The sequence below is a fragment of the Macrococcoides bohemicum genome, assembly GCF_016865215.1.
Taxonomy (GTDB): Bacteria; Bacillota; Bacilli; order Staphylococcales; family Staphylococcaceae; genus Macrococcoides; species Macrococcoides bohemicum.
In genome coordinates, this window is sequence record NZ_CP054482.1 from 232,672 (window position 1) to 247,293 (window position 14,622).

Consider the following 14,622-nt stretch of genomic DNA (forward strand, 5'->3'; position numbering starts at 1 on the left):
AGGATGTGAACGATGTTATTTAGTATATTGATTTTAGGTCTTGTCACAATTTTTTGTATTCAACTGTTTCAAAAATTCATTCCAAAAACTATGATCGGTATCATTTCAATATTGTTCCCGATTATCTCTCTTATTATCATTTTATTGACACCACGACAAACCACAAATTCAATTCCCTGGATACCCGAAGCGGGAATATATTTCTCGTTAAAGCTTGATGCTTTATCTCTATTTTTCTTTTTTATTATTTCATCAATTAGTATTTTAGTGATTTTTTATAGTTTATTTTATATGAAGAAATATGAAAGACACGGTTACTTTTATTCAAGTTTAACGTTATTCATTATCGCGATGTACGGTATCGTACTAGCTAATAATACAATTATTCTTTATTTATTCTGGGAGCTAACAAGTGTAGCCTCTTTTCTGTTGATTGCTTTTCATTACAATAAAGCACCATCATATCAAGGTGCCCTGAAATCATTTGTAATTACGATTCTTGGCGGAAGTATTATGTTGATTGGTTTATTACTATTAAACAATATTGCCGGTACCGCACAAATTGATCAAATATTATCCGGTAATTTCAGCAAAGATACTACATTTATTATTAGTATAGTTCTCATTATGGTAGGAGCATTTAGTAAATCAGCTCAGTTTCCTTTTCATATATGGTTGCCGGATGCAATGGAGGCACCTACCCCTGTAAGTGCATTACTGCACTCAGCTACGATGGTTAAGGCTGGAATCTATTTATTGATTAAATTATTACCCCTATACATAGACAATGAATTTCTCGCTTACGTATTGCTTATTGTAGGTATTATTACGATGGTAATGGGTAGCGTTGTAGCTATTTCTAAGCATGATATGAAAGCATTGCTTGCTTATTCTACAATTAGTCAGTTAGGCATGATGGTTATATTAATCGGTATCATCGCTTTTCCACAGAGTGACTTCCATATTAGAGATTATGCTTATAATGGATTACTTTTGCTTGTTTTGAGTCACGCATGTTATAAAGCAACCCTTTTTATGGGAACAGGCATTGTAGATTTAGCTACAGGTACAAGGAATATGAATACGCTCGTTGGTTTAAGACATAATCTTCCCGTAACTTTCATTACTATGCTTATTTCAGCTCTAGCAATGGCCGGATTACCGTTTTTAAGTGGTTTTATTTCTAAAGAGATGTTGATTACTGCATTGTATGAAATGAGAAATGAACATGTAATACTATACATTATTTTAATATTATCAGTCATTGGCAGTATCGGAACATTTATATACTGTTTTGTGTTAATCATTCGACCATTTATGGGAGAACGTACTGTTGAGACTAAAGTGTTATCTCCATTAATTGATATAAGCGGTATCTTACTTATGATCGTTACGGTTATTCTATTCTTTATTCCAAATCAAGTTCAGGAGCTGTTTATCAGTCCGATTGTTTCAGAGCAAGTCAATTTAAATTTAAAGCATGTTTCAGCGTGGCATGGATTTACACCACCCCTAATGCTGACTTTATTGATATTTTTAAGTGGCTTTGCAGTACTTAAAACTGGTTTATATCAGCATCTATATGCAGCATTTGATCATTTATCACTTAACAAGGCATATCACTTTATTGGAAGGTCGAAAGAATATATTGCTTCTCAATCATTATCGATACTGATGACTGGGACATTAAATGTTTATGCAATATATCTTTATATATTTATTGCTGCATTAATATTACCTAACTTAATTGCTAATATTGATTTCGGCTGGTCAATTAAGTACGAAATAACTGCTTTTACTGTCATAGTTGGTGTCATGATGATTATTAGTGCATTAGGGCTTCTGTTCGTTAAAAGTAGGATGACAGCAGTAGTAATGATTGGTTTAGTGGGTTACGGCATTAGTATTTTGTTTATGCAGCTTAAGGCACCTGACCTTGCTTTAACGCAACTTGTTATAGAAACGATTACGACAGTTTTATTTTTAGCTTGTTTTTACCATTTACCTAACCTGGAGAAAGAAGCGCCGAATATACTGTATAAACTATTGAGACATGGTATATCATTTGCAATTGCTGCAATTGTATTCTTAGTGATGGTTCAAAGTAATCAGACAGAAGCATTCGCGACGATTTCTACGTACTATAACAATAGTTATAAACTTGCTGGTGCAAAAAACGTAGTCAATGCGATATTGGGAGACTTCAGAGCTTTCGATACGATGCTGGAAGGTATCGTTATTATGATTGCTGGTTTTGGGATTTATACGATATTGAAGAAAGGAGCTACTCATGAAGGAAAATGATTTATTATTAGAAAGTATTTCAAAAATTGTAATTATTATTATTTTAACTTTTGGATTTTATATTTTCTTTAATGGTCATAATGCACCAGGTGGTGGATTTATTGGTGGATTAGTTTTTAGTTCAGCATTCATCCTGATGTTTCTGACATTTGATGCTAAGAGAACACGTAAGTTATTACCTTTTGAATTTCATAAATTAATTTCTATTGGCATTATCATTTCATTAACTGTTATGGTTGTACCTATATTTTTTGGACATGCATTTTTAAATCATGAAGACATATATATTCACTTACCTGTGCTGAACGAATTGCATTTGTCGAGCGTTACATTATTTGAGTTTGGCATTCTTCTTACAGTTGTAGGCGTCGTGATGACTATACTTCTATCGATTAGTGGTGATGTAAAATGACGATACTAACAATCATTACTGCAATACTAGTATATGTAGGCGTAAATTTAGTTTTGTCTAAAAATTTAATTCGCGTTGTACTTGGTACGAGTGTTTTAAGTCATGCAGCAAATTTATATTTAATTTCAATGTCTTATCCGGGAAGTGACTTACCTTTTATTGATGACCATACTCCTGATGTTGATGCTTTACCACAAGCACTCATATTAACTGCCATTGTAATAAGTTTTGCAACAACCGCACTGCTATTAGTTTTAGTATATAGAAACTATCAAATGAATAAAGATAATCAAGTTGATAGTTTAGGAGGTACAGATGAGTAATTTATTGATTGTACCTGTATTAATTCCTATATTATTAGGTGTATTTACGTATTTAAAGGATAAAAGAATATATACCATTGCTATTGCTATATTATCTATAAGTTTGATTACTACTATTGTCTTAGCTTATTCTTCTATAGAAAAACCTATTATTTTAAGTTTAGGTGGTTATAGTGCACCATATGGAATCCAACTTTACGGGGATCTGATGAGTTTATTGTTCGTTATTGTGAGTATCGTTGTAGTGATTGTTGTGCTATATTTCCAATATATTAACCAACTCAATGACTTAACAGTACCTTTTATTTTATTTATTCTTGCGGGTGTAAACGGGTCTTTCTTAACTGCCGATATCTTTAATCTATTTGTAATGTTTGAAGTTATGTTACTGTCATCGTTTATATTAATTGTTGTCGGTAAGAAAAAATATCAGTTTAAGGCGAGTATTACGTACGTTGTATTAAATTTAATTGGTTCATGGGTCTTTCTGATTGGTATTGGAATTTTGTATCGTGTATATGGTACATTAAATTTCGCTCATTTAGGAATGCGAATGCAGGAAGCTGGGTTTATTCCTGAACATGCCGTCATCGTTTTATTATTTGTCGTAGTATTTAGTTTAAAATCAGCATTATTTGTATTTATTTGGCTACCAAGATCTTATAGTGTGTTGTCTTACGAAATTGGTGCAGTATTTGCGGCATTATTAACTAAAGTAGGCGTCTATGCGATGATAAGAACAACAACAGTAATCTTTGTACCTTATCAGTCCATGTTATCACCTATTATTTTATATATGGCTACTGCTACAGTCATTATCGGTATGTTAGGTGTTATCAAATACAAAGAAATTAAATTGATGTTTTGTTACCAGATTATATTATCTATAGGAATCATCTATTATGGCATTTCTACATTTAGTCAAAAAGGCATAGATGGTGCAGTGATGTATACGTTCAATGATATGTTGGTAAAATCTTGTTTATTTCTTTTAGCAGGTCTCATCGTAAAAAGATTTGGACTTATCAATATGAAATATAAACAAGGATTATTTTATCATGCTAAAGTTACTGCCATGATTATGCTATTTTTTGTATTTGCGATAGGAGGAATGCCTTTTACAGGAGGATTTCCCGGGAAATTATTGATACTGCAAGCTGGTATGGACGCGCATCCACTAGGTTATGCAATAGTAATGGTTATTGGTACTTTCGTAGGAATGTTTGCGATGATGCGTATGTTTATCACTTTGTTCTTTGGAGAAGAGAATCGATCTTGTGTTCAGCTGAACGATGCACAAAGACATGAATTAAATAAACCATATAGTAAGAAGTTGACTGTAATTGGCGTGGTATTAGTCATCACTTGTATGATATCTATTTTTGCTACACCGTTACAACAACATTTATCAGCAATTCATTACGAACGATATGTAGAAAATGTCATGATGGGAGGATAAGATTATCGCACAGGTTGTATTAAATTTATTTATCGCTATGATTTGGGTGCTTATGGTGGATGAAGATCAAATCTATTTATCAACGTTTATAAAAGGATATTTAATCGGTATTATTATTCTCTACATCATACATCGTTTTTTCGGACATCAGTTCTATTTATGGAAGGTAATGATTTTATTAAAGCTTGTTTTGATCTTCAACTATGAACTTATGAGCTCAAGTCTTTCAACGATGTATCACATCTTATTTATTCCGCACAGGATTGCTCCGGGGGTTGTCACATATAATACATCGATGAAGAAGAACTGGGAAATTACAAGTTTAATGATGCTGATTATATTAACACCAGGTTCAGTAGTGCTTCGTTTATCACATGATAATAAGAAATTATTTATCCATACATTACATGCGACACCATCAGAAAATATGAAATTATTAAAATCTATTAAACGTTATGAACGCGTTATTAAGGAGGTAGGAGAAACATGAGTATGATACTGATTCAAGCTGCACTAGTGATATATGGTATTGCTATAATGATCGTGTTATATCGTGTTATTGCTGGACCTTCCTTACCGGATAGAGTAGTAGCTTTCGATAGTATTAGTGCGATGGTAATGTCGAGTGTGAGTATTATATGTTTAATCATGGATACGACGCTATTTTTAGAAGCGATTTTAATTATTGGTGTATTGTCGTTTATCAGTACAATCGCAACATCAAGATTTATCGAGCGAGGTGTTATCTTTGAACGTAAACGATAGTATCAATCTCATTCTTTCGATTGTTATTTTTGTAGGTAGTATTATGGCACTTATTAGCGCAATAGGCATATTGATATTTAAAGATGTTTATACACGAAGTCATGCAGCGACAAAAAGCTCCACACTTGCTGTATTACTTACGTTAATCGGTGTTTTCGTTTATTTTATCGTCAATGATGGTTATGTGAGTTTTCGGTTGTTGCTCGGTATATTTTTCTTATATTTAACAAGTCCTGTCGCTGGACATCTCATTACACGTGCTGCGTATAATAGTGGTGTAGAGATGAAAGTTGAAGGTTCAAAAGGTAAGCATTTAAATGATTTGCTGCCTACTCAAAAGAAAACTTCTAAGGACAAGGCGTTATCAAAAGATAAATAATGGAGTGACAAGAGTGACGATTCAATCAATGTTATTTAACACATTTATTAAGACGATGGATCAGTATAAAGATATATTTAATGAGAAGCCTGATGGAGTCCGTGCTATAAAAGATATTACATATACCAATCGTAAAAAGAATGCAACGCTGAATATTTATTATCCATATCATCGCAAGGAACGCTATCCTATCATTGTTAATATTCATGGTGGAGGATATGTATATTCTACAAAAGAAACATATGAAGCATATTGCATGACGCTCGCATCACATGGTTTTGCTGTAGTAAGCTATGATTACGACTTAGCGCCAAAGCTGAAGTATCCTACACCGATTGTCCAGCTTAATGAATGTATGCACTGGTTACATAAAAACCATGGACAATACAGTTTAAATATTAACCAGTTATTTATGATAGGCGATTCGGCAGGTGCTCAAATTATGGCGCAATATGTGACGATACTTAATAATCCTAGATACCATCAATTTTTTCAGATAGAGCTACCAATTATTAATGTGTTGGGTATTGCTATTAACTGCGGTTTCTTTAATGCAATCGATATAGCGATTGCAAAGAAAAAATCCTTTACACGCTTTATGGTTAGAGGTTTAATGCAGGATTATGTTGGTAAAGATTTTCACAAGAAACAAAATGAAATTAACTGTGAACCATTTATTGATAAAAATTTTCCTCCTACTTTTGTTGCAAGTAGTGTAAATGACTTGCTTGTGGGTAAGGCACCAGAAATACTTCTTTATCTGAGAAGAAGTGGTATTAAAACGATATACAGAGAGTATGGTAGAGGTGACTTTTTTGCGCAACACAACTTTCAAATGGATATTAGAAGATCGAATGCAAAGCAATGTACTATAGATGAAATAAATTTTTTTAAAAATATTATAGATGAACAAAGCACACTGTAAATGAATACAGTGTGCTTTGTTTTTTTATTGATTACGTGCAAAATTTCCATGAACTTCGGTTGTTTCATAAACATTGATAAAACAATTTTCATCGTGAGTTTTAGCAATCTTGATGACATTAGGTAATTCATAACGTGTAAGCACCATTGTAATCATGTGTTTCTGATCGTTAGAATACCCCCCATAAACATCTGTCACAGTGATACCACGATAAATCTCATCAATTAAACCTTGTCTAACCGCTTCATAGTTAGAAGTGATAATATTAACGGTTAATTTAATATTGGATGTAAAGATTGTATCAACAGTCTTGCCGGTAATATATATTGAAAGTAAAGTCATCAGCGCCAGGTTCCAGTCAAATAAGAAACCTGAACAAATAATAATAATACCATTTAGAATCGTCATGATAAGACCGATAGATACATTGCTATTTTGACTTATAATCATCGCTACGATGTCCATGCCACCTGTAGTACCTGAATATTTTAGGATGATACCAACACCGATACCGACGATTACACCCCCAAAAATTACATTTACAAAAAGTTCATTTGCGATGCTTTCTGTCGGAATGACAGTTAGAAAAAACGAAACAACAATTACACTCAGTATTGTATTGTACATTACAGATTTATTTAATTTCATAAATCCAAGTATCAATAAAGGCAGGTTTAATAGAAGATTTAATAGGCCTGCATCAACATGCAATAATTTATTTAATAGTAAAGCAAGTCCTCCGATACCACTGCTCAATACATCATTAGGTAATAAGAAGACATTAAATGCAAATGCAATAAGAAACGACCCTACTATTGTAATGAATGTCTTGAATAATAAGTTATCCTGATAATTCAATTGAAAAACTCCTTTAATCATGTAAAGCCATTATATCAACAATATTTTAAAAATAATAGGGTGCTTATTCTACTAAGTTACTCGCCTGACTTCGAGCATAGAATCCTTTCTTAATCGGTTCAAATCTAGGTTTCATGGCTAAACCGAACGCAAAAATAATTGCTGTGATCAAATATAAAAATCCAAGTTTTGACCATGTCAGTTCAGGGGTGATACCACCTACAGCTTCTCTCAGTAAGTCTACAGCGTAAGTAAATGGCAGGAACGGATGTATACGCTGGAAGAACAATGGTGTAACTTGTACTGGGAATGTGCCACCCCCACCGGCAATTTGCAATACCATAATAATGATGGCAACTGCTTTACCGATATTGCCAAGTAAACTTACAAGCGTATAGACGATAACTGTGAATGCCAGTCCAACAAGAATTGCAAATATTACATTTAATACAGGATGCTTTGCATAAGCATCTAAAATAAACAAGTTACCAAGTACGACGATTATTGCCTGAGCGATACTGATTAGAAGAAATAAAATCATTCGGCCAAGATATATTTCACGTAAACTAAACTTGTCTTTAATCGCCGGATCTTTTAATTCAGTAGTAAGTAAGTTACCACATAGCAACGCTCCGACCCAAAGTGCTAATGCTGTATAGAACGGTGCACTAGCAGAACCATAATTAGGTATTGGAAATACTTGAGTTTCATCAAGTTGAACAGGTTTAGCAAAATAATCAGATTGGTTCTTCATATCATTTTTCAGCAATTTAACAAGTTTATTTAAAGTATCTTTATGATCGAAACTTCTTAGTTTTTTGGCAGATTTTTTAATGTCTTTTTCGATAGCCGGTAGTTCATCACGCGCGAATTGAGCAAGGTCATGAATACCATTTTGTGCACCCGGGAGATTATTCTTTAATAATTTTGATGTACTATCATATTTATTTAATACACCAGGTAAGTCTTTTTCAGCAAAGTTACTCAAGCGTTCCAAGTCATTTAATACACTAGGTAAATCAGATTGTACAAAATTGCTTGCCTGACCAACCTTTGATTTGAACAACGGATAGTTTGTCTGAGCAGTATGATTAATTTGTTTGAAGCGTTGTTCGAGTGATGGAAGTTGTTGGTTAATTTGGTTCAGTGTTGTATTCGCTTCATTAGTAACACGGGATGCTTCAATTAATATGCCATCGACTTTATTGGCAAATGCTTGCGCAGTGTTTAATTTTTGCGCAATCGAATCTAAGTCACCACTAAGGCTTGATAGTCCTTTTTCAAAAATATCTGGCATTGTTGTATTAGAGAAAGTGTTCAACGCTTTAAGTGAGTTTTGTGCTGATTTAATAGCTCCCTGATTAATATTAACAGATTGATTTGACTTAGATTGTGATATAGCATTTGAAATTGTTTTATTAAGAGCATCAAGTGACTGGTTAACGTTATTCAATTCCTTTGAAATTGCAGTTGTATCAAATCCTAAATCATTCACATCATTCATAATACGAATCATCTCATTGTTGAAACGGATAGCCTGATTAATGTTATCCTGATATACTTTTAAATTCTTTGTTAGCGTCTCAGATGCCCCTGGCTTTTGCTGAGCAAGTTCATTTAACTGATTCAACATATCTATTGTTGTAGTGGCTTGATCTGCGATTAAGCTATTGATTGCATTCAGCCCTTCTTGTAGTGCTGTGTAGGCAGGTTTGATATCAACTGTGCTTAATTTCTGTTGTCCTTTTTTATTTACTTCCTGGGCAGTATTAATCTTGTTATGAACTTTAGGCATAGCATTTTGGGATTGATTTAAAACCTGTTGTGCTTTAGTAGTAGCTTCGATGCCCTGTTGCACAGAATTATTGATTTCTGGAAACTTTTGTTCAATCGTATTTGCCCTTTGTAATGCATTCTCAATACGCGGTAAGTTATTATTAAGTTTAACAATCATCTGACCTAATGCATTTATATCTGATGCATGTTGATTTGCTTCAATGATTTTGTCAGCACCGCCATTAAGTTTGTCGCGATATTGATTTAAACTGTAGAATTCATCAGCATATTTTGTGATGTCACCTTGATGTTCATCGATTTTAATTACAGCCTTTCTAAAGCGTTCGATATCCGGAAGTGCACGTTCAGCATCAAATACTGCATTCTCAATCTTGTGGTAAAGAGGAATCTGATCTTCAATTTTAATGCCTGCTCGATTACTTTCCTGTAAAAGTGCTTTTGTGGCAGCATCTACAAATTTTTCGTTTAATGATTCAGTGATGGCAGTAGCACCTGCATTTGTCATCTTAGGTGCAATAGCATTAATTTTTTGATTTACTTTATAATCGATATGGGCGCGTTTTGGTTCTTTGTGAAAAATACTCGTCATATCTTTAGAAAAGTTTTTTGGAATATGAATAATTGCGTAGTATTCCCCCATACGCAGTTTGTGATTAGCATCTTTCAAATTATCTTTAAATTTCCAGTCAAACTTATCATTGTTATGGAGTGATTTGACAAGTTGATTACCAACATTGACTTTTTTTCCTTTAACTTCCGCTCCAGTATCATGATTGATAACAGCGACTTGTAAATACTTTGTGTTGGAATAAGGATCCCATGAGGACTTCAAATTAAACCATGCATAAAATGATGGTAATATTGATAATCCAATGAGTAAGATGATAAAGCTGGGAGTGCGTTTAATATTTTTTAGGTCATGTAAGAATAGTTGATATGCGTTTTTCATGTAATCCCTTCTTTATACTAATATAATAATTATGAACATTTTTATAACATCATTTTAAAAAAACGGTATATATCAATATAACAAATAGGGTGGAAAGATACAATAAAAAGACATATATTATATGTCTTTTTATTTTTGTGCATACTTTATCAAATCTTCAATAACAGCTATAGCTTCTTTACTAGAATATACATCAAATATAATAATACGGCCATTATTAAGGAGATGTATCTTATGATCCATGAAAGAAAGTAATTTGAAATGTTCATTTTGATGAATAATATGTTTGTTTATGTTATTAAATAAAGAAGAAGGTATGTGTGTTTGATATTTCCCTCGACACATCTTAGTGACATGGGTAAATGACTGTTTAAGTGAAGGATAATCTTTAATGGTACATGTAGGGCATGCAGGATTGTGTATGGCATCAATATTTTTACTTTTAAATATCATTTTTTCACAATCTATTGTTGTAAGTTTTCCTGAAAAATGACCATGACTGATATAATGCATTACTTCTGAAACTTGAATACTTGCAACGAGGTGAGCAGTTTGTGGCATAATACCTGAAATAGCACAATCTTGTCCAGTAGCAGGTTCATTAGGCAGAATGCATCTCAAGCATGGTTGATTTTCTATGCCGTAAACAGTTCCATATACATTTAGACACGCACCATATATCCATGGGATATTATGTTTATGGCACGCATCATTAATGATATAACGCGTTGAAAAATTATCAGTACCGTCAACGATGAGAAGTGGTTTATATTTTTCAATAATGGATTCGATATTCTTTACTGTTACTTCTTCAGATATCGTAGTCACTTTTACATTACTATTTATACGGTTGATGTGCGACGCTAAAGCATCAACTTTTAAAGTATAAGCAGCACTATCTGCTTCATCAAAAAGACTTTGACGATGTAGATTACTAAGTGATACAACATCCATATCGCAAATTACTAGATGTCCAGCACCACTTCTAGCAAGCATTTCACTTACTGTACTTCCTAATGCGCCGCCTCCAATAATAAGAAATGTGCTGCTGCTTAATTTATCTTGTGCTGCTTGTCCGAAACCAGGTGATTTGATTTGTCGATCAAATCGTTCGCTCATAGAAACTCAAGACCTTCCATAGGACTTGATGCTTGGGCAGTATATTTCTTAGGAATGCGTCCTGCTTCAAATCCGAGTTGACCAGCCTGTACGGCATATTTCATTGCTTCAGCCATCTTAATCGGGTCTTTTGCATTTGAGACAGCTGTATTGAGTAACACTGCATCTGCACCGAGTTCCATCGCAAAGCTTGCGCCTTTAGGTGAACCGATACCTGCATCAACGATAACAGGGACGTTAACTGCATCGATAATATATTTTAGATTTAATGGATCATTGATACCAAGGCCTGTCCCAATCGGCGCACCAAGTGGCATAATAGCATGACAACCTAATGCTTCTAATTTTTTTGCAAGGACGACATCACAAGGGATGTATGGGCATACGATATATCCTTTTTCTAAAAGAATCTCACATGCTTTATATGTTTCGATACTATCTGGTAGAAGTGTTGTATCATCACCGATAATTTCAACTTTAATCATGTCACACATACCTGCAATACGTGCAATTTCTGCTATCTTTACCGCTTCTTCAGCTGTTTTTGCACCTGCTGTATTTGGAAAAGTGATGTATTTATCCAAATCTACAGACTCTAATGGGTTAGGGAGTGATTTATCATATAAACTCATGCGTCGTACTGCAAAAGTTAACGCATTTGTTTCGCTGATTTCAACTGCTTTCTTTTGTGTCTCTCCATCTTTAAACTTGCCTGTTCCTAATATTAAACGAGAAGATAATTCCAAGGGTCCTATTTTTAACATATTAGCCGCCTCCAACGAATTCTAGTAATTCTAATTTTTGTTCGGGTTTCAAAGTGATAGATTGCCATTTAGATTGTTCGATGGGAACATCATCCACAAGCGCTACAATCCTCTTTTTATCACTTGTAAAAGTTGCGAGTAAGTCAGATAAATTTGTTTTGTCTGTTTCAAAAGGCTCATCGTTAATGTATATTTTCATAAATTTCTCCTATCTTAAAATCTTTTTGAAATTGTTGATACAGTTCTCCATCTTGTTCAAAGATCATTTGACGCATAAATTCTCCTGTAATACGTGATAATAAGATACCATTGCGGTAGTGTCCCGTTGCTAGAAATAATCCTTCATCTAACTGATCGAGGACAGGTCGATGCAACGTGGTATCTGGTCTGAATCCACAATCAATGCTGACGATGGTACTGTCGCGTAATTTCGGGATTAGTTTAAACGTTTCTTCAAGTAACCACTTTACACCTTCTGCACTTGGTTGTTGCTTTGTATCAAGTGAAGTTGTTGCACCAATCAGATAATGATTGTCTGATTTAGGGACAATATAATGTCCGTTTGTCTGGAATAGTGTTTCTTTTAAATAAAGATCGGGATGATGTAACGTCAGGACTTCTCCTTTCACGCCTTGCATCGGGAAATCTATATCAAGCATGTTAAGTAAATCTTCACTTTTACATCCAGCTGCAATAACGACTTTGTCTGAGATGATGGTTTTATCACTTATTGATAAGTGATATTTATCATCTACGTAATTAATGGATTTGACGTGATCTGAAATATGAGGAATATCTTGATTTGCGTACTTTATAACAGTTAAATATTTACCGGCATTGACTTGACCATCTGTAGGAATCCACATTGTCTGCTCAAACGTATTATTGATTGAACCGTTCGCATAAGAAGATAACGCTTTTGAAGCTATCCACTCAAATTGTTTATGCTTTGAATTTAGAAAATCGTATTGAGTCTTTAGATTCTCTTCATCTCCAGGTGAAGCGATTTTAAGCAATCCGTGTTGTTGTAGGTCAATAGATAATCCAGTCAAGTTTTCCAGTTGCTGAATATGATCAGGTATCATTTGCTGACCAAGCACAGATAGTCTGTATAAAGGACTATCTTCTGTAAATTCATTTTGTGCCCCGAGCATACCTCCAGCAGCGTGTGTTGCTTTATAACCATGTACATCATCTATGATTGCAATATTATCTGTATGGCTTTTAAGTGCGTACACAATATTTTCTCCGATAATTCCTCCACCTATTACAACGATGTCGTACGTAGTAACCACTCCTTTTTTACTGCAAGAAAATCTTGCTTGTTTGTAAATAACCTGATACCGGCAAAGCCTGAAAAATTAGTGTTTAACTGTCTTATTGTGTTGATGCTGATGCCGCCTAATGCTACTACAGAGATATCAATATGAGTGACTGCATCAATTTGAGCTGCTGCTCTGGGTGGTAAATCAGGTTTGGACGGTGTAGGGAAGACATGACCAAATAAAACAAATGATAGATCGAGCGATTCAGCGTGTTTGGCTGATGCCAAAGAATGAACGCTTTGACTGACCTGTATTTCCGGATGATTATTTCTAAAGGCATCTATTTCAGAATTACTTTCTTTAAAGTGAATTCTCGTTAAATGACATGCAAATAAAATATTAGGATTGTTATGCACGATAATTTTATCTTTAGGAATTCTTGTTATCAGCTGGTTTATGAAATGAATAATATCTTTCTCTGCTGCATCAAACCTTAAAATAACGCCATCTATTTCATCATGAACCTGGATGATTTGATTGAGAACGGTGATTGAAGGTTTTGGGGATGTAATCATGATAAACACACTTTTCACCTCGAAAAAAACACCCACTAACTAAAAAAAGCTAGTGGGTGTTGGAATTAGTATAAATAAATCACTAAAATTCAATCACGCTTCCCTACGTTGGTTCTAACCAAGTCAGGTTCAAAGAGTCGGAAATAATTTCCTCTCAGCCCGTTGTGGGCACCCCTAGCAAATATTTAATTCTGTAGTAAGCCTACCACTAGTTAGAGTGAATTTCAATCAATTCAAATTCATGATAAAATAAATTAACGATAAAATGGGGTGTAAAAGGATGAATGAAGAAGAAAAGTTATCTTTATTAATTGATGAACGTACAGAACTCATACCACATGAGACGGTGTATGACAAAGTAGAGATTGAACAAAATCATACGGATTCTGTAGAAGTGCTGCTTGAACCAGCAATACAACAGGAACGTATGTCTTCTGAAGAAATTTTAAGAGAAATTGCAGAAGAAGAAGAACTCGAAGAAGAGTACGCGCAAGCAGTTGAAGAAGTAAAATTATTTAAATATATTGTCCATACGATTAAATTTCATGAAGGAGATGCAATTACACGCTATCAACTGCGCAATATATGTGCACATAGTAAAACTAAATTATCATCAGATAATTTAGATGAAGTATTAAATGATTATATTGAAGCGGGCTACATCAGAATTGAAGATGACAAAATATATATCACATTCTTAGGTGAGCATGTAAATACATTGTTATAAG

Annotated in this window: 16 protein-coding genes and 1 riboswitch; of the genes, 9 read left to right on the plus strand and 7 right to left on the minus strand. The window is 33.9% G+C overall.

The features are described 5' to 3' along the window. Window positions 1-12 precede the first annotated feature (12 nt). The 8 genes from mbhE to HT586_RS01240 are packed head-to-tail and all read left to right on the plus strand — an operon-like array spanning window position 13 to window position 6,567. Window positions 13-2,304 (plus strand): hydrogen gas-evolving membrane-bound hydrogenase subunit E, encoded by a 2,292-nt coding sequence (gene mbhE / locus HT586_RS01205; protein WP_203546054.1) that lies wholly within the window; start codon window positions 13-15, stop codon window positions 2,302-2,304. Further along, a complete protein-coding gene (locus tag HT586_RS01210; RefSeq protein WP_203546055.1) occupies window positions 2,291-2,716 on the plus strand; it encodes a monovalent cation/H+ antiporter subunit B in 426 nt (141 codons plus the stop codon). Before mbhE ends, HT586_RS01210 begins: the two co-directional genes overlap by 14 nt. After that, the gene (locus HT586_RS01215) at window positions 2,713-3,039 is read left to right on the plus strand and encodes an NADH-quinone oxidoreductase subunit K (RefSeq protein ID WP_203546056.1); all 327 of its coding nucleotides are present in this window, start codon (window positions 2,713-2,715) and stop codon (window positions 3,037-3,039) included. Before HT586_RS01210 ends, HT586_RS01215 begins: the two co-directional genes overlap by 4 nt. After that, the gene (locus tag HT586_RS01220) at window positions 3,032-4,498 is read left to right on the plus strand and encodes a proton-conducting transporter transmembrane domain-containing protein (RefSeq protein WP_203546057.1); all 1,467 of its coding nucleotides are present in this window, start codon (window positions 3,032-3,034) and stop codon (window positions 4,496-4,498) included. The genes HT586_RS01215 and HT586_RS01220 overlap by 8 nt, the downstream gene beginning before the upstream one ends. A 4-nt stretch (window positions 4,499-4,502) precedes the next feature. Beyond that, window positions 4,503-4,988, plus strand: a complete 486-nt coding sequence (locus tag HT586_RS01225) for a Na+/H+ antiporter subunit E (protein ID WP_203546519.1) — start codon at window positions 4,503-4,505, stop codon at window positions 4,986-4,988. Continuing rightward, entirely contained in the window at window positions 4,985-5,263 is a 279-nt protein-coding gene (locus HT586_RS01230; protein ID WP_203546058.1) for a monovalent cation/H+ antiporter complex subunit F, read from the plus strand. The genes HT586_RS01225 and HT586_RS01230 overlap by 4 nt, the downstream gene beginning before the upstream one ends. A gap of 43 nt (window positions 5,264-5,306) precedes the next feature. After that, entirely contained in the window at window positions 5,307-5,642 is a 336-nt protein-coding gene (gene mnhG / locus HT586_RS01235) for a monovalent cation/H(+) antiporter subunit G (RefSeq protein WP_232508252.1), read from the plus strand. A 13-nt stretch (window positions 5,643-5,655) separates the two neighbouring features. Further along, entirely contained in the window at window positions 5,656-6,567 is a 912-nt protein-coding gene (locus HT586_RS01240) for an alpha/beta hydrolase (RefSeq protein ID WP_203546060.1), read from the plus strand. 24 nt (window positions 6,568-6,591) lie between these two features. On the opposite strand, the gene HT586_RS01245 is transcribed toward HT586_RS01240, so the two are convergent. From HT586_RS01245 to HT586_RS01275, 7 genes are all read right to left on the minus strand, one after another. After that, complete coding sequence (locus HT586_RS01245) at window positions 6,592-7,425, minus strand: YitT family protein (RefSeq protein WP_096077584.1); 834 nt, start codon at window positions 7,423-7,425, stop codon at window positions 6,592-6,594. 64 nt (window positions 7,426-7,489) lie between these two features. Further along, a complete protein-coding gene (locus HT586_RS01250; protein ID WP_188017855.1) occupies window positions 7,490-10,171 on the minus strand; it encodes a YhgE/Pip domain-containing protein in 2,682 nt (893 codons plus the stop codon). Between the two features lie 129 nt (window positions 10,172-10,300). Continuing rightward, complete coding sequence (locus HT586_RS01255; protein WP_203546061.1) at window positions 10,301-11,290, minus strand: HesA/MoeB/ThiF family protein; 990 nt, start codon at window positions 11,288-11,290, stop codon at window positions 10,301-10,303. Then, window positions 11,287-12,054, minus strand: a complete 768-nt coding sequence (locus HT586_RS01260; protein ID WP_203546062.1) for a thiazole synthase — start codon at window positions 12,052-12,054, stop codon at window positions 11,287-11,289. Before HT586_RS01260 ends, HT586_RS01255 begins: the two co-directional genes overlap by 4 nt. Before the next feature lies 1 nt (window position 12,055). After that, the gene (gene thiS / locus HT586_RS01265) at window positions 12,056-12,253 is read right to left on the minus strand and encodes a sulfur carrier protein ThiS (RefSeq protein ID WP_096077580.1); all 198 of its coding nucleotides are present in this window, start codon (window positions 12,251-12,253) and stop codon (window positions 12,056-12,058) included. Then, window positions 12,237-13,292: an NAD(P)/FAD-dependent oxidoreductase gene (locus tag HT586_RS01270; RefSeq protein WP_238999292.1), complete on the minus strand. Its 1,056-nt coding sequence runs from the start codon at window positions 13,290-13,292 to the stop codon at window positions 12,237-12,239. The genes thiS and HT586_RS01270 overlap by 17 nt, the downstream gene beginning before the upstream one ends. 29 nt (window positions 13,293-13,321) lie before the next feature. Continuing rightward, window positions 13,322-13,894, minus strand: coding sequence for a thiamine phosphate synthase (locus tag HT586_RS01275; protein WP_203546064.1), 573 nt, complete (start codon window positions 13,892-13,894; stop codon window positions 13,322-13,324). 83 nt (window positions 13,895-13,977) lie between these two features. Next, window positions 13,978-14,080: riboswitch (TPP riboswitch) on the minus strand. Window positions 14,081-14,174: 94 nt separating this feature from the next. Here HT586_RS01275 and HT586_RS01280 point away from each other — a divergent pair. Beyond that, entirely contained in the window at window positions 14,175-14,621 is a 447-nt protein-coding gene (locus tag HT586_RS01280) for a protein-tyrosine phosphatase family protein (protein WP_203546065.1), read from the plus strand. Window position 14,622 lies beyond the last annotated feature (1 nt).

What these genes read in the sequence shown, in the direction of transcription:
- mbhE (WP_203546054.1), top strand. Translation starts at nt 13, where the DNA reads ATGTTATTTAGTATATTGATTTTAGGTCTTGTCACAATTTTTTGTATT.
- HT586_RS01215 (WP_203546056.1), top strand. Translation starts at nt 2,713, where the DNA reads ATGACGATACTAACAATCATTACTGCAATACTAGTATATGTAGGCGTA.
- thiS (WP_096077580.1), bottom strand. Translation starts at nt 12,253, where the DNA reads ATGAAAATATACATTAACGATGAGCCTTTTGAAACAGACAAAACAAAT.
- mnhG (WP_232508252.1), top strand. Translation starts at nt 5,307, where the DNA reads ATGGCACTTATTAGCGCAATAGGCATATTGATATTTAAAGATGTTTAT.
- HT586_RS01210 (WP_203546055.1), top strand. Translation starts at nt 2,291, where the DNA reads ATGAAGGAAAATGATTTATTATTAGAAAGTATTTCAAAAATTGTAATT.
- HT586_RS01255 (WP_203546061.1), bottom strand. Translation starts at nt 11,290, where the DNA reads ATGAGCGAACGATTTGATCGACAAATCAAATCACCTGGTTTCGGACAA.
- HT586_RS01275 (WP_203546064.1), bottom strand. Translation starts at nt 13,894, where the DNA reads ATGATTACATCCCCAAAACCTTCAATCACCGTTCTCAATCAAATCATC.
- HT586_RS01260 (WP_203546062.1), bottom strand. Translation starts at nt 12,054, where the DNA reads ATGTTAAAAATAGGACCCTTGGAATTATCTTCTCGTTTAATATTAGGA.
- HT586_RS01250 (WP_188017855.1), bottom strand. Translation starts at nt 10,171, where the DNA reads ATGAAAAACGCATATCAACTATTCTTACATGACCTAAAAAATATTAAA.
- HT586_RS01230 (WP_203546058.1), top strand. Translation starts at nt 4,985, where the DNA reads ATGAGTATGATACTGATTCAAGCTGCACTAGTGATATATGGTATTGCT.
- HT586_RS01220 (WP_203546057.1), top strand. Translation starts at nt 3,032, where the DNA reads ATGAGTAATTTATTGATTGTACCTGTATTAATTCCTATATTATTAGGT.
- HT586_RS01280 (WP_203546065.1), top strand. Translation starts at nt 14,175, where the DNA reads ATGAATGAAGAAGAAAAGTTATCTTTATTAATTGATGAACGTACAGAA.